The organism is Mycolicibacterium septicum DSM 44393 (assembly GCF_000455325.1).
Lineage (GTDB): Bacteria > Actinomycetota > Actinomycetes > Mycobacteriales > Mycobacteriaceae > Mycobacterium > Mycobacterium septicum.
Genome location: NZ_HG322953.1, coordinates 256,015 through 282,448, shown reverse-complemented (window position 1 = coordinate 282,448; position 26,434 = coordinate 256,015). Strand labels below are relative to the sequence as shown.

Below are 26,434 nucleotides of genomic sequence, written 5' to 3'. Positions count from 1 at the left end.
TCGGTGACTGTTTGCCGCCCGTTGGCGATAGCCAAACGGTAGCTTCCCGGAGGTGCTCGACGATCGGCGCTGCGTATCCGGAACCGTGACCTGACCGTTTACTCGGCGCATATGCCTGAGAACCGCTCTCCATCTGTACGACGTCGGCTGATTGTTGACACCTGTGTCGGTTGATCCTTGACGCGGCGCGGAGCCCAATCTCCAACAGCGGAAGATTGACGTGCATTAGGGTCCTGTTTGTCCTGGTAAGCCGACAGTTCGGAGCTGACATGAGCACGTATCGGACGATTGTGGTCGGGACCGATGGGTCCGACTCGTCGTTACGTGCGGTCGACCGCGCCGCCATGGTCGCCGCGCAGGAGAACGCGAAGCTGATCGTCGCGAGTGCTCATCCACCCGTGGCCGAAAAGGGCGGCTGGTCGCGGCCGCCGTCACCCGATCATGTGGTCGATACCCGTGCGGAGGACAGCCTCAAAAGCGAGGGCTACCGGATGCACGGTGCCGCCCCGGTCTACGAGATCCTCCAGGTGGCGCGCGACCGGGCCAAGGCCGCCGGCGCCTCGGACATCGTCGAGCGGGCGGTCGAAGGTGCCCCGGTCGACGCCCTGGTGAAACTCGCCAAAGAGGTGAATGCGGATCTGATCGTCGTCGGCGACATCGGACTGGACTCCGTCGCCGGCCGCCTGTTGGGCTCGGTGCCCGCCACCATCGCCCGCCGCGTCAAGATCGACATCCTCATCGTCCACACCGCGGTCTGAGACGCTCGCGGTCTAGGCCGACACCCAGATCAGCCTGTCGTCGTCGGCGACGATCGTGCCTGCGGTCGGGGCCGCGAAATGCGTTCCGAACAACAGTGCCTGCTCATCGACGATGCCCTGCAGCAGCCGGGCACGGGTCACCGCGGCGGCCGCCGGATCGTCATCGGGAAGGGCCTGCACCTCGGGGTGGGTGATCTGGATCGGATGGTGGATGACGTCTCCGCTGATGATCGCCACCTCCCCATCGGATTCGATCCGAACCGCGGCATGCCCCGCAGTGTGACCGGGGGTGGCCAACAGCCGGATCTCGTCGGTGATCGCGTGGTCCGAGTCGGTCAGACGCAGGACATCGTGTGCGACAAGCGGTTCGACGGTCTCGGCGGCGGCGCGGTTCGGCGCCGAGGACTGGAGCCATGACGTGTACTCGTCGGCGGTCAGCAGGTACGTCGCGTTGGGATAGGTCGGGACCCAGGCACCGTCACGCTGGGAGGTGTTGCGCCCGGCATGGTCGAGGTGAAGGTGAGTGCAGACGACGGTGGTCACATCGCCGGGGGTGAATCCGGCCGCGGCCAACGACTGCCGGTAATGCTCGGGATCCATGGGGATCTGATAGGGCAGGTCGTGGCCCTCCCCGAAGCAGCAGTCCACCACCACGAACTCGTCACCGGATTCGATGAGGAACGACTGGATGGCCACCAGTAGGTTGCCCGCGTCGTCGACATAGTGCGGCTGAAGCCAGCTCGGCAGCTCGGACGGGAGCCCGCGAAACAGCCGGTCAGGCCGGGTCGGCACCACCGTCTCCAGGACGGAGTGAACCGTCAACGCCCCGATCGTCCAGTTCTGCATGGCTCACCGTATGAGACAAATCATTTGGATACAAGGCTCGGCACAGCGCCATCAACGGCAGACCATCTGGCACACTCGATGCGTGGCGCAGCCAAACGTCCGGTTCCAGCGACTTGCCGATCAGGTCGCCGACCAGTTGCGGCGCCAGATCCTCACCGGGGAACTGCCCGACGGCACGATCCTGCCCAAGGAAGACGAACTTCTCGTCGAGTATCCGATCAGCAAACCGTCCCTGCGCGAGGCGATGCGCATCCTCGAGGCCGAGGGGCTGTTGACGGTACGGCGCGGCAAGCTCGGCGGCGCGGTGGTCCACCGACCCGACGCAGCAAACCTCGCCTACACGATGGGGCTGGTGCTCGGAGCCGGGCAGGTCGGACTCGCCGACGTGGGCACGGCTCTACTGCAGGTCGAGCCGGCATGTGCCGCACTCTGCGCCCAGCGCCCGGATCGGAAGCGCACCGTTGTACCGATTCTTCGGGAATTGCACGAAGAATCGGTCAGATCGGTTTCTGATCTGCTGCAGGCCACCTCGGCGAGCCGCCGGTATCACGAAGCGCTGGTGCGCCACTGCGGTAACGAGACGATGATTATCCTGGCGGGCGCGTTGGAAGCGCTGTGGTCAGCGCATGAGCAAAACTGGTCGGCTCAGGTGACGGACCACTCGACCGTGCCGGTCGAGGAGCGCCGAGCGGTATTGGAAGACCACCGGCAGGTGATCGACGCGATCGACATGGGTGACGCGCAGCGAGCCCGCGATCTGGCCGCGGCCCATCTGGTGAACGCCCAGCAGTACCCGGGCGTCGACGGGGTCGTCGATCCGACGATGGTGCGCACATGGGCGCAGTCCGGCCCCCGACGACCGTGATCGACAACCGACATCAATGTGACCGTTGACACAGGTTCTTATTTTCATATGATTTGGTGATGAAGGTGGGCGACGTCGCCATTGACGCAGTAGACGCGGCCCACTATCGGTCGGCCGGGTGGTGGTCGGACCGCACGATCTCGCAGACCGTGCGCGGTCACGCACTGACCCACCCCGACAAGCCGGCCTATGTGGACCACCCTGCAGCCACCTATACCTGGCGTGAATTCGACGAGGCCGCAACGTCACTCGCGGCCCAACTAACGGGCGCCGGGGTTGCCCCGGGTGACCGGGTCGCCGTGTGGCACGGCGACACCGCCGCCATTCATGTGCTGTTCGTGGCAGTCGAGCGTTGCGGTGGTGTCGTCGTCGGGATCGGCGCCCGCGCCGGGACGCGCGAGGCCACCCAGATCCTGCGGACCACCGAGCCGCGCCTGCTGGTCAGCGACGCGGCGCGGAAGACGTCGGCGCAGTCCACCGTCGCCGGCCTCGCTCCGCAGCTCGACCTCGCCGCCGTGGTCCTGCGCACCGAGCGAAATGGCCTGTCCATCGACACCGACACACCCCCGCGTGAACCCGACGACGCCGCAGCGGTCGGCCCCGACGACGTGTTCCTGATCAACTCGACCTCGGGGACCACCGGCCTACCCAAATGTGTTGTACACACACAGAACCGGTGGCATTACTTCCATCAGCAGGCGGTCGCCAACGGTGCGCTGAGCGCCGACGACGTCTTCCTGCCCGTCATCCCGGCCCCGTTCGGGTTCGGCATCTGGACCGCCCACACCACCCCGATCTACCTCGGCGTCACCACGATCCTGCTCGAGCGGTTCGACGCGGCGGCCGCGTGCGAGGCGATCGCCCGTCACAGGGTCAGCGTGTTGTGCTGTGTCAGTACGCAATTGATGATGATCATGGCAGACCGGGCATCGCGCGAGAACGACCTGAGCTCGTTGCGGGTGGTCTTCACCGGTGGTGAGGCGCTGCCGTATCAGCGCGCCGCCGACTTCGAGGACCTCACCGGCGCCACCATCCTGCAGTTCTACGGCTCCAACGAAACCGGCCTGCTGAGCGGGACGACGCTGCACGATTCCCGGGAGTGCAGGCTGCGCACCGCCGGAAGGCTGGTGCCGGAGATGGCGGTGCGCCTGTTCGACGGTGACGACGACGTGACCTCAACCGGCCGTGGACAACCGGCCTGCCGCGGACCAGCGACCAGCCTGGGCTATCTGGGCGGCGTCGACCACGACAAGCTGTACACCCCCGACGGCTGGATGCGGATGGGCGACGTCTGCGAGGTCGACGCCGACGGCTACCTGTCGGTCACCGGCCGCACCTCGGACTTCATCGTGCGCGGCGGCAAGAACATCAGCGCCGGCGAGGTCGAGGATGCGGTGACGACGCATCCAGCTGTCGCCGTGGCCGCTGCGGTGGCGATGCCCGACCCGGTCTTCGGTGAGAAGGTCTGCATCTATGTAGAACCTGCGAACGGGCAGGCCATCGATCTCCCGGGGCTCGTCGAACACCTCCTGGCCCAGGGTATGTCGAAGGAACTGCTTCCCGAGCGGCTCATCGTGCTCGACGAGTTGCCCCGGTCGTCGGGCGGGAAGATCGCCAAAGGGCAACTCCGCGAAGATATCCGGACGCGGTTGGGAGACGGCTATGAACGTCGATGAAATGCGGCAGGGCGGGTTGAAGGTGTGGTCGCCGTCGGTCACCCCGCCGATCGGCGTCGACCTGTCCGAAGAACAGGCACTCGCCGTGGCGTTCCGGCACCTGGCCGCCATCGGATTCGCCGAGAACATGGCCGGCCACATCACCTGGCAGCCTGAGGGCCGTACCGAGATGCTGGTCAATCCGTGGGGACTGTGGTGGCAGGAGCTCACCGCGTCCGACATCTGCGTGGTCGACGAGAACGCCGCCGTGGTGCGCGGCCGCTGGGATGTCACCCCGGCCATCCACATCCACACCGAACTGCACCGCATGCGCGACGATGCTCGCGTCGTCATCCACAATCACCCCTACTATGTGAGCCTCATCGCGGCGTTGGGGAAGCTGCCGGACCTGGTGCACCAGACCGGATCGCTGTTCCTCGACGACATGTGCTTCGTCGAAACCTATGACGGCGAGGTCGATTCGGCGCCGAGAGCCCGCGAGCTCGCCGAACGGATCGGCACCGCCAATCTCACCATCCTGGCCAACCACGGCGTCATCACCACCGGAGGCACCGTGGCCGAGGCCGTGTACCGGGCCGCGTCGATCGACCGGGTGTGCAAGCTGGCCTACCAGGTGATGCTCACCGGCCGGGAGCCGACGGCGATGAACCGCTCCGACATGTACGGCATGAAGGCCTCGCTCATCGAGCGGGCCGCCGACGTGTACTGGGCCGGGGCGGCCCGCATGACCATCAAGGCCGACCCCGACGTGCTGACCTAGAAGGAGGCTGCATGAAGTCCATCGACGAGCTCGCCGGCAATCTCAACTTCACCACCGCGCAGCAAGGTGCCGAACGCACGGTCACATTTCTTCCCGAACCGCAACGGGCCGAACGTCTGTACACCGTGATCTCGGTCGACGATCACATCGTCGAGCCGCCGGACACCTTCACCGGCCGGGTGCCACGCAAGTTCGCCGACCGTGCACCGACGGTCGTCGACACCGAGAACGGCGGGCAGACCTGGATGTACGACGGGCAGTCCTTACCCAACGTCGGCTTCAACGCCGTGGTCGGCCGGCCGGTCTCCGAATACGGTTTCGAGCCGGCGCGGTTCGACGAAATGCGCCGCGGCGCCTGGGACATTCACGAACGCGTCAAGGACATGGATCTCAACGGCGTGTACGCGTCCCTCAACTTCCCGTCCTTCCTCCCTGGGTTCGCCGGCCAGCGGCTGCAGCAGGTGACCAAAGACAGGGATCTGGCGATGGCCTCGGTGCGGGCCTGGAATGACTGGCATCTCGAAGCATGGGCCGGGTCCTATCCCGACCGGATCATCCCGTGCCAGCTGCCGTGGCTACTCGACCCCGAGGTCGGCGCCCAGATGATCTACGAGAACGCCGAACGCGGTTTCCACGCCGTGACATTCAGTGAGAATCCCGCCATGCTCGGGCTGCCGACCATCCACTCCGGCTACTGGGAGCCGATGATGGCGGCGTGTGCCGAGACGGGCACCGTCGTCAATCTGCACATCGGGTCCTCGGGCTCGGCACCATCCACCACCGACGATGCTCCGCCGGATGTTCAGGGTGTGCTGTTCTTCGCCTACGCCATCACCGCCGCGGTCGACTGGCTCTACTCAGGTCTGCCCAGCCGCTACCCGGACCTCAAGATCTGCCTGTCCGAAGGTGGAATCGGTTGGGTGGCAGGCCTGCTCGACCGGCTCGACCACATGCTCAGCTACCACCAGATGTACGGAACCTGGAAGGCGCTGGGCGAGAGCCTCTCCCCTGCCGAGGTGTTCACCAGGAACTTCTGGTTCTGTGCGGTCGAAGACCAGTCCTCGTTCGTGCAGCACGAACGGATCGGCACCGGCAACATCCTGCTCGAAGCCGACTACCCGCACTGCGACTCCACCTGGCCGCACACCCAGGCCACCATTCACGAGCAGATCCAGGACCTGCCCGCCGAGGTGATCCGGAAGATCACCTGGGAGAACGCATCCCAGCTCTACCAGCATCCGGTGCCACCGGCGGTGCAGAGCGATCCGAACGCCTACTGATCGATGACCGAACCGCTGCGCATCGCCGTTCTCGACGACTACCAGGGGATCGCCGACACGGTCGACTGGACGCCCATTCCCCGCGCCACCGAGATCACGTCACTGCGGGAACACATCGCCCCCGGCCCGGCCCTGGTCGAGACTCTGGCCGGCCACGAGGTCGTCGTCGCGATGCGGGAGCGCACCCCGCTCGACGCGACGCTGCTCGCCCAGTTACCCGACCTGAAGCTTCTCGTGACCACCGGACCGTTCAACGCCGCCATCGACGTGGCCGCCGCGCACCGACTCGGTATCACCGTGTCGGGCACCGGCGGGGCGATCACCCCGACGGTCGAACACACCTGGGCACTGATCCTGGGACTGCAGCGACATCTGGTCGTCGAGGATCGGCGCATCCGCGATGGGCTGTGGCAGAGCACGATGGGCGGCGACCTACACGGGGCGACTCTGGGACTGGTCGGAGTGGGCCGGATCGGCAGCCGAGTCGCCGCGATCGGCACCGCGTTCGGCATGAACGTCATCGCGTGGAGTCCCAACCTCACCGACGAACGCGCGGCCAAGGCCGGCGTGGTCCGGGTGGAGCGGGAAGCGCTGTTCACCGACGCCGACGTGGTGTCGCTGCACATGGTGCTCGCAGAGACGACCCGCGGCATGATCGGCAGCGCCGAGCTGGCCGCCATGAAGCCGTCGGCGATCCTGGTGAACACCTCGCGAGGCGGCCTCATCGATGAGCCGGCGCTCGTCGAAGCCCTGCGCAGCAACCAGATTCGGGGGGCGGCGCTCGATGTGTACCAGCACGAACCGCTGCCTCCGGGCAACCCACTGGCGCCCCTCCCCAATACGCTGCTGACGCCGCACCTCGGCTACGTCACGCAGACCGTCATGTCGATCTTCTACCGCGATATCGTCGAGGACATCGCCGCCTACTGCACCGGTTCCCCGTTACGTCTACTCACCGCGTAGGTCACCAAAAAATTCCGCTTCGCAAACAACTGTGAGGTATCTCAATATCCCTTAATGGAACGTTGAGGATCCACTAAGGGCCTGTTACGTTCAGCCGATCAAAACGCGGTCGGATGGGGTTTCCGTCGGCATGCGCCGAAACGGAGAGGTGGATTTTGCCGTGGCTACGCTATTTCGGCTCGCCCAACGCTTCTGGATTCCCTTGGTGTTGGTGGCGGCCCTCGCCCTCAGCGGCTTCGCGATGAACCGCATGCACGGGATCTTCGGTACCCACATCAACACCGAACCGGGACAGTCCGCCGGCGACGACATCGTGGAGTTCAACCCGAAGCGCGTCGTCTACGAGATCGAGGGCCCCAGCGGGACGAGCGGCCATGTCAGCTACCTGGACGCCGACGCCCAGCCCCACACCGAGAGTTTCACCTCGCTGCCGTGGCGGCACGAGGTTGTCACCACCCTGCCCACGGTGTTCGCCAATGTGGTTGCCCAAGGAGATAGCGAAGTGATCAGCTGCCGGATCGTCGTCAACGGCGAAGTCCGAGACGAGCAGACCGTGAACCAGCACGACGCCCAGGCCTTCTGCTTGGACAAGGCCGCATGAGCAACCACAGCGCCGCCCCCGCGCACTCGGACAACCCCTCGCACAGGGGCATAGCCCGTGTCATTCGCGTCGCCGCGATCCCGATCATCCTGGCGTGGGTCGTACTCGTCGTCGTCCTCAACGCACTGGTCCCCCAACTCGAGGTCGTCGGCCACGAGCACGCCGTGTCCCTGTCGCCCCAGGACGCACCGGCGCTGGTGGCGATGAAGAAGATCGGCGATCGCTTCGATCAATTCGACTCCGACACGATCGCGATGGTTGTGCTGGAGGGCGAACAGCCGCTCGGCACCGAGGCTCATCACTACTATGACGAGTTGGTCCGCACACTGCAGGCCGACACGAAACACGTTCAGCACGTGCAGAATTACTGGGGCGACCTGATCACCGCGGCAGGGTCCCAGAGCACGGACGGCAAGGCCGCCTACGTCCAGGTGAACCTCGCAGGCAACCAGGGCGAGACACTGGCCAACGAATCGGTCGCCTCCGTCCGCAAGATCATCGACGAATCCAATCCGCCCGCAGGCGTGAAAGCCTATGTCACCGGCCAAGGTCCGCTCACCACGGACATGAACGAAGCCGGCGACAAGAGCATGGTCAAGATCACCTTCGTCACGATCGCCGTGATCGCGGTGATGCTGATCGTCGTCTACCGGTCGATCGCCACGATGCTGCTGATGCTCATCGTGGTACTGCTGGAGATGTCGGCCGCGCGCGGTGTCGTGGCCGCCATCGGCCACGCCGGCCTGCTCGGTCTGTCGACGTTCTCAGTGAGCCTGCTGACCTCGTTGGCCATCGCGGCCGGAACCGACTACGCGATCTTCCTCGTCGGCCGGTACCAGGAGGCGAGACAGAAGGGCGAGGAACGAGAAGACGCCTACTACACCGCGTTTCACGGTGTCGGCCACGTCATCCTCGGCTCGGGTCTCACGGTTGCCGGTGCCATGCTGTGCCTGCACTTCACCCGGCTGAACTACTTCAGTTCGATGGGTATCCCCAGTTCCATCGGCATGTCGGTGGTGGTGCTGGCCTCACTCACCCTCGCACCGGCGATGCTGGTGGTCGGCAGTCGATTCGGTCTGCTCGACGCCAAACGTGAGATCCGGTCGCGCGGGTGGCGCAGGCTCGGCACCTCGGTGGTGCGCTGGCCCGTTCCGATCCTGGCCGCGGCCATCGCGGTGGCACTCGTAGGACTGCTGGCCCTGCCCGGCTACAAGACCTCCTACAACGAGCGGCTCTACATCCCCAAGGATCTGCCGTCCAACGTCGGATACGCCGCCGCCGAAAGGCATTTCACCGCGGCGCGGATGAACCCCGACCTGCTGCTGGTCGACGCGGGCCGGGATCTGCGCAACCCCGCCGACATGATCGTGCTGGACAAGATCGCCAGGGAGCTGATCCGCGTCCCCGGCGTCGCACGCGTACAGAGCATCACCCGGCCGCTGGGCCGCCCCATCGCGCACAGCTCTGTGCCGTTCCAGGTGAGCATGCAATCGGTGTCCATGACCGAGAACCTGCAGTTCCTGCGTGAACGCATGGGCGACATGAACACGCTCACCGACGATCTCGGCCGGATGATCGTGATCATGGAGAACATGCTGGGCCTGATGAACCGGATGACCGACATCACCCATGAACTCACGGCCAGCATGAACGACATGCAGGCCAGCACCAACGAAATGCGAGATCACATGGCTGATTTCGACGATTTCATGCGGCCCATGCGGAACTATCTGTACTGGGAACCGCACTGCTACGACATCCCGATGTGCCATTCCATGCGCTCGTTGTTCGACGGGCTCGACGGCATCGACACCATGACCGAAACCCTTTCGCAATCGGTGAAGAACATGAACGAGATGGATCAGCTGATGCCGCAGTTGGTGGCGCAGCTGCCACCGATGATCGCCATCTCGAAGTCCATGCAGGGCACGATGAAAACGATGTTCAGCACGTTCAACGGGCTGATCGACCAGATCGGCAAGATGACCGACACCGCATCGGTGATGGGCCAGGCGTTCGACGACGCCCGCAACGACGACTCCTTCTACCTGCCGCCCGAGGCCTTCGACAACCCGGACTTCAAACGCGGTCTGGCTCTGATGGTCTCGCCGGACGGCCAGGCCGCACAGTTCATCATCACCCACGACGTGGATCCGGCCACCTCGGAAGGCATTTCGCATGTCGAGCCGATCCTGAAGACGGCCCGGGAGGCGATCAAGACGACGCCGCTGGCCGACGCCAAGATCTACCTCGGCGGCACCGCGGCCACCTACAAGGACATCCAGGTCGGCGCCCAGTGGGATCTGCTGATCTCGGCCTGCGGCGCGATCACGTTGATCTTCATCGTGATGCTGTTGATCACCCGCGCGCTGATCGCGTCGTTCGTCATCGTCGGAACCGTGATCGTGTCCCTGGCCGCATCGTTCGGTCTGTCGGTCCTGGTGTGGCAGTACCTACTCGGGATCGACCTGCACTGGATGACCTTGGCGTTCTCGGTGATCATCCTCCTGGCCGTCGGATCGGACTACAACCTGCTGGTGGTCTCGCGGATGAAGGAGGAGATCAGCGCGGGTATCAACACCGGCATCATCCGGGCCATGGGTGCCACCGGCGGCGTGGTCACCGCGGCCGGCCTGGTGTTCGCGTTCACGATGGCGTCGATGGCCACCAGCGATCTGATCGCGATCGGACAGGGCGGGACCACCATCGGCCTGGGCCTGCTGTTCGACACCCTCGTGGTTCGCTCGCTGATGACACCGACGATTGCCGCGATCCTCGGCCGCTGGTTCTGGTGGCCGCTGCCGGTGCGTCAGCGTCCGGCGCGTTTCCTCTCCGATCGGACCGCACCGATACCGGTGGCGAGAATGTCGTGACCCGCGTCGATACCATCGACGCATGAGCACAGGCGAGCTCTCGGCCACCCAGTGGCGCACCCGTGGTGCGATCATCGAGGCCGCCGCCGTCGTCCTAGCTGACGACCGGACCGCGACGTTGCCCGATATCGCCAAGGAGGCCGGGGTCGGCCGCACCACGGTGCACCGCTACTTTCCCGACCGGGAAAGCCTGATCAACGCGACAATTCTCGACTCGGTGCAGGTCGTGACCAACGCTGTGGCCGCTGCCGCGCCTGAGGACGGCTGCGCGATCGAGGCGATGCGGCGCGTCATCAACGCGATGATCTCGGTCGGCAACCGGCTGCTGTTTCTTTTCGACGACCCCAACGTTCTTCGCGGCCTGCCACCCGAGGTGGTACCCGACAACAGTTACCTCACCACGCTGATCGAACGCGGCCAGGCCGAAGGCGTGTTCGATCCGGAATCGAGCACACAATGGCTCGAACACGCCCTCTACGGTCTGGTGATGTGGGCCTGCCAGGACTCCAAGGACGGCCTCATGCCGCAGCACGCGGCCGCCCCCGCCGTCATCCGCACCTTCGAGCGCGGGGTGCGTTGCGGGGGTTGATCGCTCTCGTCCCACCTATCCGGAGAAAAATCAGCCCTGCCCCTTCTCAGAGGCAGGGCTGTTTCTCCGCGGGCTTTACTCGCAGGCGACACCGTCGCCGTCTCGGTCGAGATGCTCGGCATATCCGGGCTCACCCTCGTGTATCGGCGCTGCGCCGGCTTGCCTGGCGGCGCTGCAGTTCTTGTAGTACGGGTCGGCTGCGGCTGTAGCCGATCCGCCCAGGACGAGACCACCGAATATCGCTGCCGCGATGAGTGCACGAACCATGGAGAGCTCCGATCTTGATATTGACGCCTGCGTCAGGCAAGCGCAGCGTAATCGGAACGCACCATTGCTCGATGGCAATTCAAAAAAGTGGTGTGACGGTTGCTCAGGTCACGAAAACAAAGGTCTCACCGTCTCCAGAACAGGTGATGGGTGACCGCGCCCCCGGGGCTGGGCACGACGTCGTGGTGGAACCGGTCGTTCAACTCGTCGGGTGACTCCCACAGACGCGACCCGCTGCCCAACTCGGCGGGCGACACCGCCACATGCAAGGTGTCGACCAGGTCGGCGTCGAGGAACTCCCGGATGGTGCTCGCTCCCCCGCCCAGCCGAACATCCTTGCCCTGCGCGGCGGCCCGGGCCTGCTCCAGCACCGTCGCCGGATCGGCGTTGACGAAGTGGAACGTGGTGTCGGACAGGCTGAACGACGGCCGTTCGTGGTGGGTCAGGACGAACACCGGGGTATGGAACGGCGGCACGTCACCCCACCAGCCCTGCCAATCGTGGTCCTGCCAGGGGCCACGGTACGGACTGAACTTGTTGCGGCCCATGATCTCGGCACCGATGTTGTGATGAAAATCCCGGGTGAGGTAATCGTCGAGGCCCCGGCTACCGCCAGGCTCTGTCCGGTTGGGCCAGCTCGCCGTCGCGCCGGCCCAGGCGAACATCGTCCCCGGGTCGGCGTGACCGAAGGGACGCTCAAAGCTCTGGTCGTCGCCGGCGCCGAATCCGTCGCTGGAGACGTTGAAATTCTGGACTTTGAGCAGTTGGACCACGAGTTCTCTCCCGTTCGTTCAGCGGTGGATGCTGATTGGACTCGGAACGAGGGTAAAACTCATCGCGCGACCCAGGCGGCTACCGCGCCGCCTCCAGTTGGCGTCGGACCTCGAGCCGCCGGAGCTTTCCCGACGATGTGCGCGGCAATGATCCCGGCGACATCAGCACGACGTCGGCAGGCGTGACACCGCACACCGACACAACCCGCCGGATCACGGCGCTGCGGGTGGTGTCCTGCTCGGTTCCGATGAACTCCGCTGCCACCAGTAGCCGAGATTGCGCGGCGCCGGATTCGGTGCCGACCGCGACGACCGCTCCCTCGCGCACGCCGTCCACCTCACCGACGACCTGCTCGATCTCGGTGGGGAAAATGTTGCGTCCCGCGATCGTGATGATCTCTTTCGAGCGCCCGCAGATCACCAATGCACCGTCAACGAGGTAACCGATGTCGCCGGTCGGGAACCACTGGCCGTTGCTACCCGCGTCAGTGGGTTCAACTCCCAGGTAGGACGTCATCATCGACGAACCGCGGATCTCGACTTCCCCGGATTCACCCGTCTCGTCGTGTGCAGACGGCACGATACGAATCTCCATGCCCGGCACCGGACGACCCAGCAGCGCGTAGCGCCGGGAGGTGTCCGCAGCGTCCGGAATGTCGATGCGCAGGCCCTCCCCGGGCGCGGGGATGGTCACCGCGCAGGTCGACTCGGCCATTCCGTATGAAGGCGCCATGGCGCCGGCGTCGAAGCCGAACCGGCTCATGCCGATGGCAAACCGATCGACTCCGGCACAGTCGACGGGTTCACCACCGTTGATCGCTATCCGCAGCGCGCCGAGGTCGACGTCGGAGACGCGGTTGGCGAATCGGCCGAGCACCGAGTAACCGAAATTCGGGCCGGCAGTGAGGGTTGCGCGTGATTCGGACAGCCATTCGGCCCACCGGAGCGGCGCGGCCGAGAACGCGCCCGTCGGGGCCAGCCACAATGACCCGCCGGACATTGTCGATGTCAGCACCATCGCCAGGCCCATGTCGTGGTAGATCGGCAACCATGAACATCCGACGTCGTTGTGGCCCAGCGACAATCGCTGGGTCACGGACAGGATGTTGTTCAGCACGGCCTCCGGTGCCAGCACCGCAGTGCGTGGAGTTCCGGTGGATCCGGCGGTGCCCTGCAGGATGGCCACGTCGGCACTGTCGGGATACCGCAGGTGCGTCGATGTCGGCGTGCGTGCGGCGTCGGCGATGTCGTACACCGCGAGCGGGGACCCTGCGGCCTGAAGCAGTTGCAGGGTGGCGCCGTAGCTGAACACCGTGGTTACGCCGATGCTGTGGAACCGGGCCAACGTCGCCTGCGCCCACTCCGATGGTTCGGCGCCGCGTTGGGGACGCGGAAGAATGGACACGCCCGAACCCGCCAGCCACGAACCCTGAATGGCGGCAATCAATTCCACCGTCGGTTCGCCGACCAGCCCCACCGCACCGGGCTGGTCCCGGCCCAGCAGGTAGGCCGCAATGCTCTCGGCGATTCCGTGCACCTCTGGCCACGGACGTCGCTGCCAGGTATCGGTCTCGCGATCCAGGACCACCAGGTCGTGCGGTGAGCCGACCATTGCCTCCCGCAGGGCTCCTGCGAGCGGGTTCACGCTGCGCTCCTGCGGTCGATCACCGACTGCAGATCTCCGACGGTCTGGCAGGTGATGAGGTCTTCCTCGCTGAGCTGCACACCGAACTTCTCCTCGATGGACACCAGGCCCACGGCGAACGACACCGAATCCATCCCCAGGTCGTCGACGAGACGTGTAGTGGTACTGAGTGACTGACATGGCAGTTCGAGATCGTCACGCAGGATGGAGACCAGCCCGTCGGTGACAGCGAGCGGTGTCGATGAATTGGTATCGGTCATATGTGAGTATCCGGCTGGTCGATGAGACCAAGCCTCACCTTTCGTTTCCGCTACGGATCGATTGATTTGGAACCGGCTGTCGAGCAGCCGGATTGAACAGTCTGGTGTCAAGCCATCCATTTCCGGGCGGTGTCCCGGTCGAGTTGGTAGAGCGCCATCCTGCGGTTGGACATCTCGTGCTCACCGAGGAACCGGCACCCGGCGAACTCACACAACCCCCGCACCGTCGCGTTGCGGTGGTCGGGGTCGAACATGATCCGCTGACAGTCGGGATCGGCGGTCAAGACGCTTGCGACGATCTTGGGCAGCAGCATCGGGCCGAGCCCACGGTTGACCAATTCCTCGTCGGCGATCGCGCCGTGCAAGCCCAGATCGTGCGGCTCACTGTCGTAGCGGTCGGCGATGGAATCTTTGGCGGCACGGTAGATTTCGAGGTAGCCACGGTCCACCCCACCGATGCTCAGGACGAGCGGCAGTGAATAGTCGCCCTCGACCTGCGCTTTCAGATGATTGCGCCAGCGCTCGACCGGCCAGTCATATTCCCATGTCTCGACCAGGTGCGGCCGATTCATCCACTCGGCAATGAGGGTCGCATCGTCATCGGTGGCCACCCGAACCTTGCTCGGCCGCAACAGTTGTGGAACTGGGGGCCCCGGGGCTTGCCGTACGGCGTCGGAGACGTTCTTGAGTTCCCGTGGAAGCACCGGGTAGTCCGGCGAGTAACCATCGTGCCGCACCCGGGAATCGGCCGTAGCGCCCCCTGTCCGCGATGACACGTCGGTCACGCGCCGCGCTGCGTTCGAGCAAGCGCATCACCAGTTGCGCTGCGCTGCAGCACTTCATCGCACGTCAAACGCCCATCCCCCTATGTCCGGCGCAGGTCGGGGGACGCCACCCATGTGTGTGCGCCACGCCCAGACCCGCAGCCTCCTCAGATCAGCGAGGGTGACACTAACCAAATCTCCCCCGATGATGGGGAGTCCCTTTCCGCACACAAGCCGGGCTCTGATGAAACCCAAAACAACCGTCAATATTCGGTGCGGTTTCAAAAAAGCAGTACAACAGCCCTTTTCGCACCCTCAGCGAGCACCATGGGCGTCAGACCACGACGGCCGCACTTCGACTCGCGAGTGCGGGCCGATGCGAGGCGATCTGGGTATCTCCGCGAACGCCCGTACCAACCGAGCGGGGTGGTTGTGGTCGGTTTTCTCCGCCGGGGCCGCGCCTCAGCCAATTCCGCATCGGGGCACCCGCACCAGATGTGGGCTATCCCACACTTCGCGGGCAGATCCGGCGTCACGGGACCGGCGGCGGTCCCCAGATCGCCTCCAGCATTGCGATGGTGTCCATTGTCTCGACGACATCATGAACTCGGATGACATCGACGCCCGCCGACCACGCGGGCGCGACGACGGCCAGCGATCCCGCCAGGCGGGCGTCCACTGCGCGTCCGGTGACGTTGCCGACGAACGATTTTCGGCTCACCCCGACCAACACCGGAAAGCCGTGATCGCAGAGCTCAGGAAGCCGGCGCAGCAACTCCAGGTTATGTCGAGGGGATTTGCCGAATCCGATGCCTGGATCGATCCACACCGGAGCGGCACCGCCGGCGGCAGCCGTCTGCGCGACCCCGGTGACAAAGCCCGTCACGTCGCTGACCACATCCTCGTACTCCGGGAAGCCTTCCGCGACGACGGGAACCGTGTGGGCGTGCATGCTCACGTAACCGACACCGAGCTGCCCCGCAACATCGCAGAGCTTGCCCGAGACGTCGTTGATGATGCCGGCACCGGCCAGCACCGCCTCTTCGGCCACCTCGCGATTGCGCGTGTCCACCGAGACCGTGCCCAGGTGGGCAAGCCCAGCGACGACGGGAAGCACACGGTTGCGTTCCTCATCGATCGACACCGGGGTGGCACCTGGACGAGTGGACTCTCCACCCACATCCACCGCCCACGCCCCGTCTTCGAACATCTTTCGCCCCGCCGCGATCGCCAACGCGGTGACATCGAACCTGCTGTCGACCCAGAAAGAGTCGGGAGTGGCGTTCAGCACCCCCATCACCTTCATCTGGCCGGGATTGGACCGTGCGTTCATCGCGGTCCGATCAGGACGCCTGTTTCGGTGACCAGTACGCCAGCATCTCGGCGAACGTCTCGAATGCCGGCCGGGAAACACCGTATGGCGCCTCAAAGTGCAGGCTCAACGGGAACCCGAGATCGACCACCCCGTCGATGACCCGCTTGTAGAGATCGACCAGTTGTCTCCGTTTCGCGTCGGGCTCACCGCCCGCCAGGGATCTGACGAAGGCCTGCTCCTGCGCAACGGCGTCATTGCCGGGGTCCTGGATCAGCCAATCGATGAGGCCGACCTTGTTCTCCAACTTCGGCACGAAACCGAACGACAGCAGAACCTCTGGCCGGTGGTCGCTTTCCAGGGCGAACCGCTGCAGAAACTCGACCACCGCATCCGAGTACAGCAGCTGCGTCATGGCGAACGTGGCGCCCTGATCGCATTTGAAAGTGAAGCGACCCTGCTCGGCATCGCGGGTCGGGATCAGGATCACCCCGCGGTTCTCGACAAGGCCGTCGAATTTGGCCAGGGCGTCAGTGGGTGCGACGCCGGAGCCTTCACCGTCGCTCATCGTGCGCGGCACACCGACGAAGATCACGCCGTCGAAACCCGCCGCGCTCAAATCCGTCAGCCGATCCCGCAACACGGCCTCGTCCGAGAACGACGTGACCTGGGTGCACAAGCCGCGCACACCCGGAAGCTCGGTTTGGATCGCCTGCCAGTAGTCCAGGACGTCCATCTTGGGCTTCATCTCTATCGGGCGGTCACCATCCTCGGTGATCATCGCCGGGAGCATGACGTGGCCGAGACGTCCTGCCATGCCGCTCTCCGCGGAGAGCCGCGCCACCTTTCGCGCATCCTCCACGGCGTGGTCGACTCCGAGGTCGATGTTTGGTGGCACCAACTCGAGCGCGACGGTGTTCAAGGGCACAGGTACCTCCAATGCAGCCACCGCACTATCCGACGACGACCAGAAGATCGCCACCTTCAACCTGAGCAGTCTGCGCGACCGCGATTCTGTTGACCGTGCCGGATTCAGGCGCGGTGATGGCTGCTTCCATTTTCATGGCTTCGATGGTCGCGATGGACTGGCCGGCTTCGACGACCTGGCCCTCAACGACATTGACCGAAACCACGCCCGCGAAGGGCGCACCGACATGCGCAGAGTTGTTCCGGTCGGCCTTCTCAGCGGCCGGGACCTCACTGGCGATGCTGCGGTCGCGCACCACGATCGGCCGCAGCTGTCCGTTGAGGATGCACATCACCGTGCGCATTCCCCGCTCGTCGGCTTCTGAGATCGCCTCGAGCCCGATCAGCAATTCGACACCCGGATCCAGTTTGACCCGATGTTCCTCTCCGTGACGCAGACCGTAGAAGAACTGATTGGCACTCAATCGCGAGGTTTCACCGTACTCGTCGCGATGCGCTTCGAACTCTGCCGCGGGCCCGGGGAACAACAACCGGTTGAGAGCCGCCTGCCGCTTGGGCCCCGGTGCGGCCAACAAGATTTCATCCTCAGCGGACAGATCCTGTACAGGTCTGGCCGGGCCCCGACCATCGAGCGCCTTGGTGCGCAGAGGTTCCGGCCAACCACCCGCAGGATCTCCGAGTTCTCCCCGCAGGAAACCGATCACACTGTCCGGAATGTCGTAGCGAGCCGGGTCGGCGGCGAATTCGGCGGCACCCACACCAGCGCCGACAAAGGACAACGCGAGGTCCCCCACCACCTTGCTCGACGGGGTGACTTTCACCAACCGGCCCAACATCCGGTCAGCCGCAGCGTAATTCGCTTCTATGTCTTCGAAGCGGTCACCCAGGCCCAAAGCGATCGCCTGTTGCCGGAGATTACTCAGCTGGCCGCCGGGGATCTCGTGGGTGTAGACCCGTCCGGTGGGAGACGCAGGACCCGACGCCACTACATCAAACGGCGCGTAGACCTTGCGCAACGCCTCCCAGTACGGCTCAAGGTCACACACGGCATCCAGGGACAAGCCGGTGTCGAACTGGCTGTGCGCGGCGGCAGCCACAATCGACGACAACGACGGCTGACTTGTGGTGCCGGCCAACGGGGCTGCGGCACCGTCGACGGCATCGGCTCCGGCAGTCCACGCCGCGACGTAGGTGGCCAGTTGGCCGCCGGGAGTGTCGTGGGTGTGCACGTGCACCGGCAGATCGAACCGTGATCTCAGGGCGCTCACCAAGGTCGCGGCGGCCGGCGCTCGCAGCAACCCCGCCATGTCCTTGATCGCCAACACATGCGCGCCGGCCTCGACGATCTGCTCGGCCAACCGCAGGTAGTAGTCGAGCGTGTAGAGACGTTCACCGGGGTCGGAGAGGTCGCCGGTGTACGACATCGCGACTTCGGCGATGGTCGTGCCGGTGTCGCGGACAGCGTCGATGGCCGGACGCATCGAATCCACGTTGTTGAGCGCATCGAAGATCCGGAAGATGTCGATCCCGGTTGCGGCTGCTTCATCGACGAACCCGCGCGTCACTGTCTCCGGATATGGCGTGTAGCCCACGGTGTTGCGGCCCCGCAACAGCATCTGCAGGCATATGTTGGGCAGCGCCTCGCGCAGCGCGGCCAACCGCTCCCACGGGTCCTGCTTGAGGAAGCGCAGGGCGACGTCGTAGGTCGCACCTCCCCAACATTCAACGGACAGCAACTGCGGCATCATCCGCGCGATGTAGGGCGCGACGCGGATCAGTCCGCTGGTCCGCACCCGGGTGGCCAGCAGGGATTGATGTGCATCGCGAAAAGTGGTGTCGGTGAGCCCAATTGACTTGCTGTTCCGCAGCCAGGAGGCGAAGCCTTCGGGACCGAGTTCAGCCAGCCGCTGCTTGGAGCCTGCGGGTGCGGGGACAGTCAGATCACACGCGGGCAGCTTGTCGCGCGGGTAGACGGCCGACGGGCGTGGGCCGTGCGGCTGGTTGACCGTCACATCTGCCAGATAATTGAGGATCTTGGTGCCACGATCCGCACTGCCGCGCGCGGTGAGCAGCTGGGGTCGTTGCTCGATGAACGACGTCGTCACCCGCCCCGCGATGAAATCCGGATCGTCGAGAACCGCAGCCAGGAATGGGATGTTGGTGGCCACTCCGCGAATCCGGAATTCCGCCACGGCGCGACGGGCGCGCGCCACCGCCGTCGGGAAGTCACGACCTCGACAGGTCAGCTTCACCAGCATGGAATCGAAATGCGCGGCCACTTCAGCGCCCAGATTGGTGCCACCATCCAGCCGCACACCGGCACCGCCGGGTGACCGGTACCCGGTGATGCGCCCGGTGTCGGGACGGAAGCCATTCGTTGGATCCTCGGTGGTGATCCGGCATTGCAGGGCGGCCCCGCGAATCTTCAAGGCGTCCTGGGTCAGTCCGAGATCCGCCAGGGAATCTCCCCCGGCGATCCGCAACTGGCTCGATACCAGATCCACATCGGTGATCTCCTCTGTCACCGTGTGCTCAACCTGGATGCGGGGGTTGCACTCGATGAAGACGTGCCGGCCCCGCTCATCGAGCAGGAACTCGACCGTACCCGCGCAGGAGTATCCGATCTGGCGGGCGAATGCGACGGCGTCAGCGCAGATCCTCTGCCGTAGTTCGGGATCCAGAGCCGCTGGTGCCAGCTCGATCACCTTCTGGTGGCGCCGTTGCAGGCTGCAGTCGCGCTCGAAAAGGTGGATGATGTTGCCCTGGTTGTCAGCCAGGATCTGTACCTCGATATGCCGCGGATTGATCACGGCCTGCTCAAGGAAAACTGTGGGGTCGCCGAACGCGGACTGAGCTTCCCGGCTGGCCGCCTCGATGGCTTCGCGAAGATCTGCCGGTTCGTTGACTCGGCGCATGCCCCGACCGCCACCGCCGGCAACGGCTTTCACGAACACCGGGAAGGTCATCGATTCCGCTGCGGTCAACAATTCCTCGACCGAACTCGACGGGTCCGACGAGGCCAGCACCGGCAGGCCCGCCTTGCGGGCCTCGGCGATGGCGCGCGCCTTGTTCCCGGTCAGCTCCAGCACATCGGCCGAGGGGCCGACGAACGTGATTCCCGCCTGCTCGCAGGCCCGTGCCAGCTCAGGGTTCTCGGACAGGAACCCGTACCCGGGATAGATCGCATCCGCACCCGCCTCCCGGGCAACCCGGATGATCTCGTCGACCGATAGATAGGCACGGACCGGATGACCTTCCGCACCTATCTGATACGACTCGTCGGCCTTGAGCCGATGCTGAGAGTTTCGGTCCTCATAGGGATAGACGGCCACCGTCGAGAGCCCGAGTTCGTAGGCTGCGCGAAATGCACGGATCGCGATCTCGCCGCGGTTGGCGACCAGAACCTTGTCGACCACAGTTTCCTTTCAGAGCTTGGGCGAGCTACGCCAAGGCCCGTTGTGGATGCCCGCTGTAGTCACTGAGCGGACGGATGAGCGCGTTCGACGCGGCCTGCTCCATGATGTGGGCAGTCCAGCCGGTGATCCGGCTCATCACGAAAAGCGGTGTGAAGCTGGGGATGTCAAAGCCCATGAGGTAGTAGGCCGGCCCGGTCGGAAAGTCCAGGTTCGGCTTGATCTTGGTGGCCGCGAACATCGCGCTCTCCAGCACGTTGTACATGTCCAGCCACTGCTGCCCGTCGCGCACAGCAGCAACCTCTTGCAGAGCGGCCTTCATGGTAGGCACCCGGGAATCACCGTTCTTGTAGACCCGATGGCCGAATCCCATCACCTTGTCCTTGCGCGACAGCTTGCCGTGCAACCATTCAGCGGCGCGGTCCGCTGACCCGATCTTGAGCATGTCGTGCATCACGGCCTCGTTGGCGCCGCCGTGCAGTGAGCCCTTCAAGGCTCCGATGGCGGCCGTGACGGCGCTGTAGATGTCGGACTGGGTCGAGGTGACAACCCGTGCCGCGAACGTGGACGCGTTGAAGCTGTGTTCGGCGTAGAGGACCATCGACTGCTCGAAGGCGTTGACGATCAACGGGTCCGGCACTTCACCGAAGCACATGTTGAGGAAGTTCTCCGAATACCCCATGTGACTGTGCGGGGCGATCGGTTCCAGCCCGCGCCGCCTACGCATATCGGCGGCGACGATGGTCGGTAGAACCGCGAACATCCGCAGCGACTTGGCCATGTTGGCCGAGGGGCTGCTGTCATCCTCTTCCGGATCCTCAGCACCCAGGTAACTGATCGCGGTACGCACCACATCCATCGGATGGCAGTTGTCCGGCAGCTTGGCCAGCAGCGACTGCATCGAACGGTCGATCCGGCGCGAGGCCCGCTCGCGCTGGGTGAACAAGGCCAATTCTTGATCGGTCGGCAGCTCACCGTGCCACAGCAGGTAGGCCACCTGCTCGAAGCTGCAGTGTGCGGCCAGGTCCTGCACCGGGTAACCGCGATAGGTCAGCGTGTTGGTCTCGGGCACCACCTTGGAGATGGCGGTGGTGTCGACCACCACCCCGGCCAGGCCTTTGTGGATGCTCGGTTTGGCTGTGTCGTTCTCGGTAACGGTCATGGCGTCGCCCCTTGCAGCGAGAAATTGAAGATGTCCGAGTCGAACTGGTTGTAGTCGTTGTAACGCAGGAGTTCGTAGAGCCGGCTTCGGTGTTGCATCTGATCGAGAAGGCCGGATTGCGTACCTGCCGAGGAAATTTCGCGCAGACCTATCTCGACGGCATGCATGGCCAGGCGCAGTGTGGTAACCGGGTAGATCACCGCGTTGTAGCCGATCTCGGACAAATGTTGAGTGGTCAGCAGTTCGGACTTTCCGAATTCCGTCATGTTGGCCAGCAATGGGACGTCCACCGCCTCCCTGAACTGCTCGAAGTCCGCAGGAGTCTGCAGCGCCTCGGTGAAGATCAGGTCCGCGCCGGCGTCGGCGTACGCCTTGGCCCGGTCGATCGCCGCGGCGATCCCCTCGATCCCCGCGGCATCGGTACGGGCACAGATGACGAAATCGGGATCACGGCGTGCCGAGACGGCGGCCCGCAGCCGCTTGACCATCTCGGCCGTCTCGACGACCGCCTTGCCGTCGAGATGCCCGCACCGCTTCGGATTCACCTGGTCTTCCAAGTGAAGTCCGGCCAGGCCGGCATCTTCGAGCAGAGTCACGGTACGGGCCGCACTCATCGGTTCACCGAACCCGGTGTCGGCATCGATCAACGTCGGAAGATCTGTGCCCGAAGCGATCTGGGCACCGCGCCCCGCCACCTCGGTCAGCGTGGTCAGGCCGATGTCCGGCAGACCCAAGTCGGCGGACAGAACCGCGCCCGAGACGTAGACGCCGTCGAAACCGATCTCGGCGACGAGCTTGGCGACCAGCGGGGAGAACGCACCGGGAAAGCGCAGGAGCCGGCCGGATTCCAAACCGCGTCGGAACTTCCGGCGCTTGTCGGCCGCAGAAGCAGCAGAGCCGAGCAAGCCGACGCTCATCGGAAAATCCCCGAGGGGATCGTCGGCGCCTTGTCCAACACGCGCGGATCGACCCGGACATTGAGCGCGCCGAGCCCACCCGACTTGGTCGCCGAGACGTTCTCGACCGCACTCAGGAACCGTTGCTGCTCTTCGCTTTCGACGACGCCGTCGGCCAGCTCTGCGAACTTGGCGACATACTGTTCACGCTCGAACGGCCGCGCCCCCAACGGGTGGGCGTCGGCGACAGCGAGTTCGTCGACGATCGTTTCGCCGCTCTTGAGGGTGACGACAGCTTTGGCACCGAACGCCTTCTCCGCCGGGTCATTCGAGTGGTACCGCCGCGTCCACTCCGGATCCTCGACCGTGGAGATCTTGCGCCACAGCTCGATGGTTTCGGCGCGGTGCGCCCGCTCGGGTGCATACGACCGTTCGTGATGCCAGGTCCCGTCCTGCAGCGCGACGGCGAAGATGTACATCACCGAGTGGTCCAGCGTCTCGCGGGACGCATCCGGATCGAATTTCTGCGGATCGTTGGACCCGGTACCGATCACGACGTGGGTGTGATGGCTGGTGTGCAGCACGATGGTGGCGATCTGGTCCAGGTCGCCGATACGCTCGCGCATCCGCCGCGCCAGGTCGATCGGCGCCTGGCTCTGGTACTCCGCCGAGTGTTCCTTGGTGTAGGTGTCCAGGATGGCGCGCTTGGGTTCACCCGGTCCGGGCAGCGGAACCTGGTAGGTGTGCTCGGGGCCGGCGAGCATCCAGGCGATCACGCCGTCCTCGCCCTCCCAGATCGGGGCAGGCGAACCCTCGCCGCGCATCGCGCGGTCCACGGCCTCGATGGCGACCTTGCCCGCCCATGCCGGCGCGTAGGCCTTCCAGCTGGAGATCAGGCCCTTGCGCGACTGGCGGGTGGCGGTGGTCAGGTGCAGGGCCTGACCGATTGCGGCGTAGATGGTTTCGGGATCCAGCCGCAGCATGGTGCCGAGCCCGGCGGCGACCGACGGCCCGAGGTGGGCGACGTGGTCGATCTTGTGTCGGTGCAGGCAGATTCCCTTGACCAGGTCGACCTGCACCTCGTAGGCGGTTGCGATACCGCGGATGAGGTCAGCACCGTTCACGCCGAGCTGCTGGGCCACGGCGACGAGCGCGGGGATGTTGTCACCCGGGTGGGAGTATTCGGCGGCCAGGAACGTGTCGTGGAAGTCCAGCTCGCGAACTGCGACGCCGTTGGCCCAGGCCGCCCACTCGGGCGAAACCGTGCCGTCGACACCGAACACGGTGGCACCCCGCGGCGCCTTGTGCGCGAGCGCCTGGGCACGGGCCACCGTCACCGGCCGGCGAATCACCGACGCAGCCGACACCGCGGCGTTGTCGATGATGCGGTTGATCACCATCGCCTCGGTCTCGGGCGGTACGGCGACCGGGTCGGCGGCGATCTCGGCGATCTTCCAGGCCAGGTGTTCGCTACGCGGGAAGTCCTCGGCGCTGCGCCGGGTTCTGACGTCGTGTTCAAGCATGATCCGCACGGTACGCAGCCGCGATCACCGGGGAAAGCACCTGTAAATGCGTATTTTTGTGTCCTTTCGCGGCCACTTTTGCGAATCTTGCGAAAGCCGATCGGGGTAGCCTCGACAGCGGTGACCAAGACATTCGCCGGCGCCCGTCTGCGACGGCTGCGTGACGAGAGAGGCCTGACACAGGTCGCGCTGGCGCGCGCGCTGGGACTCTCGACGAGCTACGTCAACCAACTCGAGAACGACCAGCGGCCGATCACGGTGCCGGTTCTGCTGGCCCTGGCCGATCGCTTCGACTTGCCGACGCAGTACTTCACCCCAGATGCCGATGCCCGGCTGGTGTCCGACTTGCGCGAGATTCTGGCCGACGGCCCTGCCACCGCAACGCAGATCGAGGAACTAGTCGCCCGCATGCCCGAGATCGGCCAGACCATGGTCAGCATGCATCGCCGTCTGCACGATGCCACCGCGGAACTGGAGGCCGTGCACGGTCGGGCCAACCTGGATGCGCAGGCAGGTGCGCAGCAACCCATGCCTTTCGAAGAGGTACGCGACTTCTTCTACGACCGCCGCAACTACATTGATGCCCTCGACCGCGCCGCCGAGGATCTTTTCGCCCGCCACCGCCTGCAGAGCGGCGGCCTGGACCGGCAACTGGCGGACCTACTTTTCAGCGAGTTCGGCATCTCGGTGATCGTCGATGACGGAGATGTACTGGGCGCCAGCATGAAACGCCGGTATCAGCCCGAGGCCGGCACGCTGTACGTGGCACGGTGGTTGTTGCCCGGCCAGCGGGCGTTCCAGCTCGCCACCCAGATAGCGTTGCTGCTGCATTCCAAACTGATCGACTCGATCGTCGCCACCGACGACCAATTGAGCACCGAGGCAAGGGATGTGGCCCGTGTCGGGCTGGCCAACTACTTCGCCGGCGCCCTGCTGCTCCCGTACCGGATGTTCCTGGCTGCGGCCGAAGACCTGCGCTACGACATCGATCAGCTCGCCCGCCGTTTCGAAATGGGATTCGAGACCATCTGCCATCGCCTGTCCACCCTGCAGCGTCCGGACGCGCGCGGCGTCCCGTTCATCTTCGTCCGCACCGACAGCGCGGGAAACATATCGAAACGTCAGTCCGCCACGGCCTTTCACTTCTCCCGGGTCGGCGGCAACTGCCCGCTGTGGGTAGTACACCAGGCATTCTCCAGGCCGGGCGAGTTCTTGACCCAGGTGGCCCAGATGCCCGACGGACGAAAGTACTTCTGGATCGCGAGGACGTCACCCTCGGTACCGAGCAGGTACCTGGGAACGCCCAAGAACTTCGCGATCGGGCTGGGGTGCGACCTTGCCCATGCCGACAAACTCATCTATTCGGTGGGCATCGATCTCGGCGATCCCGAAGCTACGGTGCCCATCGGAGCGGGTTGCCGAATCTGTGATCGCCCGGCCTGCCCGCAACGCGCCTTCCCGTATGTGGGCAGGCCCGTGCACGTCGACCCGCAGACCAGCAGCAATCTGCCCTACTCGCCGACAGCCTGAGCAGGTGTGCAATCCACGAGGTCAATGCGGGAGAATGGCCCGGTGGACTGCGTGGTGGCACGGGAGGCGCTTTCGGCGCGCCTCGATGGGGAGCGTGAGCCGGTCCCCTCTGCGCGCGTCGACGAGCATCTGCGTGGTTGCCCTGACTGCGCCACCTGGTACGACAAGGCCGGATCCCTGGCCCTGCAACTGCGCGATCTGGCCAACACCGGACTGATCGGCGCGGTGAGTGGACGCCCGAACCGCAGGACCAATGCGCTGAGCGAACTCTGGCACCGGCTGAGCCGGCACCTGCTGACCACCGCTATCGTCGTCATCGGGATCGTCCAGGTGGGTTTGGCGATCGCGCAAGCGGCGGGCATCAATTTCGGGATGGTTGCCGCGCATCACGGCTCGGCCAGCGGAGCCCACTTGCTGAACGAGTCCACGGCATGGTCGGCGGCGCTGGGAATCGCGACGATTGCGATGGCCTTCCGCCGCCGCATCGCGCCCGGTCTCGCCTGCGTGCTGGTGATCTACTGCGCATTCCTCGGCTATTACGTCGTGTCCGACGCGCTGGCGGGACTCGTCACCCCGGTCCGGGTACTGAGTCATGTGCCGGTGGCGCTGGCAGCGATCGTTTCGATCTGGGCGTCGCGCACCAAGCGCCCGCACGACCCGTCACCCAAGGCACGTGGTGACGACGACGAATCCGGCCCGGCCGCGCCGGCCCGTCGTCATCTCCGCGCAGCGGACGACCCCGCCGCCTGAG

23 protein-coding genes are annotated in these 26,434 nt (G+C 65.1%); 11 read left to right on the top strand and 12 right to left on the bottom strand.

Annotated elements, in window-relative coordinates; all coding sequences use genetic code 11:
• The first annotated feature begins 269 nt into the window (after positions 1-269).
• Positions 270-758: a universal stress protein gene (locus TX88_RS28260; protein WP_044522597.1), complete on the top strand. Its 489-nt coding sequence runs from the start codon at positions 270-272 to the stop codon at positions 756-758.
• 12 nt (positions 759-770) lie between these two features.
• Here the strand turns inward: TX88_RS28260 and TX88_RS28255 are convergent, their stop codons facing one another.
• Positions 771-1,604 (bottom strand): MBL fold metallo-hydrolase, encoded by an 834-nt coding sequence (locus TX88_RS28255; RefSeq protein ID WP_044522596.1) that lies wholly within the window; start codon positions 1,602-1,604, stop codon positions 771-773.
• A gap of 82 nt (positions 1,605-1,686) precedes the next feature.
• Between TX88_RS28255 and TX88_RS28250 the strand changes: the two genes are divergently transcribed.
• The 8 genes from TX88_RS28250 to TX88_RS28215 all read left to right on the top strand — a co-directional run bounded on the left by TX88_RS28250 (position 1,687) and on the right by TX88_RS28215 (position 11,211).
• The gene (locus TX88_RS28250; RefSeq protein ID WP_044522595.1) at positions 1,687-2,469 is read left to right on the top strand and encodes a FadR/GntR family transcriptional regulator; all 783 of its coding nucleotides are present in this window, start codon (positions 1,687-1,689) and stop codon (positions 2,467-2,469) included.
• Between the two features lie 59 nt (positions 2,470-2,528).
• Positions 2,529-4,145 carry a class I adenylate-forming enzyme family protein gene (locus TX88_RS28245; RefSeq protein WP_044522593.1) on the top strand — a complete coding sequence of 539 codons (1,617 nt, stop codon included), beginning with the start codon at positions 2,529-2,531 and terminating at the stop codon, positions 4,143-4,145.
• A complete protein-coding gene (locus TX88_RS28240; protein WP_044522591.1) occupies positions 4,132-4,905 on the top strand; it encodes a class II aldolase/adducin family protein in 774 nt (257 codons plus the stop codon). The genes TX88_RS28245 and TX88_RS28240 overlap by 14 nt, the downstream gene beginning before the upstream one ends.
• Before the next feature lie 11 nt (positions 4,906-4,916).
• The gene (locus tag TX88_RS28235; RefSeq protein WP_044522590.1) at positions 4,917-6,185 is read left to right on the top strand and encodes an amidohydrolase family protein; all 1,269 of its coding nucleotides are present in this window, start codon (positions 4,917-4,919) and stop codon (positions 6,183-6,185) included.
• A gap of 3 nt (positions 6,186-6,188) precedes the next feature.
• Positions 6,189-7,148, top strand: coding sequence for a D-2-hydroxyacid dehydrogenase family protein (locus tag TX88_RS28230; RefSeq protein ID WP_209447116.1), 960 nt, complete (start codon positions 6,189-6,191; stop codon positions 7,146-7,148).
• 160 nt (positions 7,149-7,308) lie between these two features.
• On the top strand, positions 7,309-7,749 hold the full coding sequence (locus TX88_RS28225; RefSeq protein ID WP_409365898.1) for an MmpS family transport accessory protein: 441 nt from the start codon (positions 7,309-7,311) through the stop codon (positions 7,747-7,749).
• A complete protein-coding gene (locus tag TX88_RS28220) occupies positions 7,746-10,622 on the top strand; it encodes an MMPL/RND family transporter (protein ID WP_044522587.1) in 2,877 nt (958 codons plus the stop codon). Before TX88_RS28225 ends, TX88_RS28220 begins: the two co-directional genes overlap by 4 nt.
• Positions 10,623-10,644: 22 nt before the next feature.
• A complete protein-coding gene (locus TX88_RS28215) occupies positions 10,645-11,211 on the top strand; it encodes a TetR/AcrR family transcriptional regulator (protein WP_084622213.1) in 567 nt (188 codons plus the stop codon).
• A 75-nt stretch (positions 11,212-11,286) separates the two neighbouring features.
• On the opposite strand, the gene TX88_RS28210 is transcribed toward TX88_RS28215, so the two are convergent.
• The 11 genes from TX88_RS28210 to prpD form a co-directional block, all read right to left on the bottom strand.
• Positions 11,287-11,478 carry an excalibur calcium-binding domain-containing protein gene (locus TX88_RS28210; protein WP_044522586.1) on the bottom strand — a complete coding sequence of 64 codons (192 nt, stop codon included), beginning with the start codon at positions 11,476-11,478 and terminating at the stop codon, positions 11,287-11,289.
• Positions 11,479-11,603: 125 nt separating this feature from the next.
• Positions 11,604-12,251, bottom strand: coding sequence for a dihydrofolate reductase family protein (locus tag TX88_RS28205; RefSeq protein WP_044522585.1), 648 nt, complete (start codon positions 12,249-12,251; stop codon positions 11,604-11,606).
• A gap of 79 nt (positions 12,252-12,330) precedes the next feature.
• Entirely contained in the window at positions 12,331-13,896 is a 1,566-nt protein-coding gene (gene mbtM / locus TX88_RS28200; protein WP_044522579.1) for a long-chain-fatty acid--ACP ligase MbtM, read from the bottom strand.
• On the bottom strand, positions 13,893-14,276 hold the full coding sequence (locus TX88_RS28195; RefSeq protein WP_084622211.1) for an acyl carrier protein: 384 nt from the start codon (positions 14,274-14,276) through the stop codon (positions 13,893-13,895). Before TX88_RS28195 ends, mbtM begins: the two co-directional genes overlap by 4 nt.
• A complete protein-coding gene (locus TX88_RS28190; RefSeq protein ID WP_049925556.1) occupies positions 14,264-14,860 on the bottom strand; it encodes a GNAT family N-acetyltransferase in 597 nt (198 codons plus the stop codon). The genes TX88_RS28195 and TX88_RS28190 overlap by 13 nt, the downstream gene beginning before the upstream one ends.
• Before the next feature lie 592 nt (positions 14,861-15,452).
• Positions 15,453-16,253 (bottom strand): dihydropteroate synthase, encoded by an 801-nt coding sequence (gene folP / locus TX88_RS28185; protein ID WP_044522559.1) that lies wholly within the window; start codon positions 16,251-16,253, stop codon positions 15,453-15,455.
• A 10-nt stretch (positions 16,254-16,263) separates the two neighbouring features.
• On the bottom strand, positions 16,264-17,160 hold the full coding sequence (locus tag TX88_RS28180; RefSeq protein ID WP_044524170.1) for a mycobacterial-type methylenetetrahydrofolate reductase: 897 nt from the start codon (positions 17,158-17,160) through the stop codon (positions 16,264-16,266).
• Positions 17,161-17,185: 25 nt separating this feature from the next.
• Entirely contained in the window at positions 17,186-20,575 is a 3,390-nt protein-coding gene (locus tag TX88_RS28175) for a pyruvate carboxylase (RefSeq protein ID WP_044522552.1), read from the bottom strand.
• Between the two features lie 25 nt (positions 20,576-20,600).
• On the bottom strand, positions 20,601-21,734 hold the full coding sequence (locus TX88_RS28170; protein WP_044522548.1) for a bifunctional 2-methylcitrate synthase/citrate synthase: 1,134 nt from the start codon (positions 21,732-21,734) through the stop codon (positions 20,601-20,603).
• Positions 21,731-22,651 (bottom strand): methylisocitrate lyase, encoded by a 921-nt coding sequence (prpB, locus tag TX88_RS28165; protein ID WP_044522545.1) that lies wholly within the window; start codon positions 22,649-22,651, stop codon positions 21,731-21,733. The genes TX88_RS28170 and prpB overlap by 4 nt, the downstream gene beginning before the upstream one ends.
• Positions 22,648-24,153, bottom strand: coding sequence for a 2-methylcitrate dehydratase PrpD (gene prpD, locus TX88_RS28160; protein ID WP_044524168.1), 1,506 nt, complete (start codon positions 24,151-24,153; stop codon positions 22,648-22,650). The genes prpB and prpD overlap by 4 nt, the downstream gene beginning before the upstream one ends.
• A gap of 120 nt (positions 24,154-24,273) precedes the next feature.
• On the opposite strand from prpD, the gene TX88_RS28155 reads away from it, so the two are divergent.
• Positions 24,274-25,683: a short-chain fatty acyl-CoA regulator family protein gene (locus TX88_RS28155; RefSeq protein ID WP_044522541.1), complete on the top strand. Its 1,410-nt coding sequence runs from the start codon at positions 24,274-24,276 to the stop codon at positions 25,681-25,683.
• A 42-nt stretch (positions 25,684-25,725) separates the two neighbouring features.
• Positions 25,726-26,433: a zf-HC2 domain-containing protein gene (locus tag TX88_RS28150; RefSeq protein WP_162563224.1), complete on the top strand. Its 708-nt coding sequence runs from the start codon at positions 25,726-25,728 to the stop codon at positions 26,431-26,433.
• The last annotated feature ends 1 nt before the right edge of the window (position 26,434 follow it).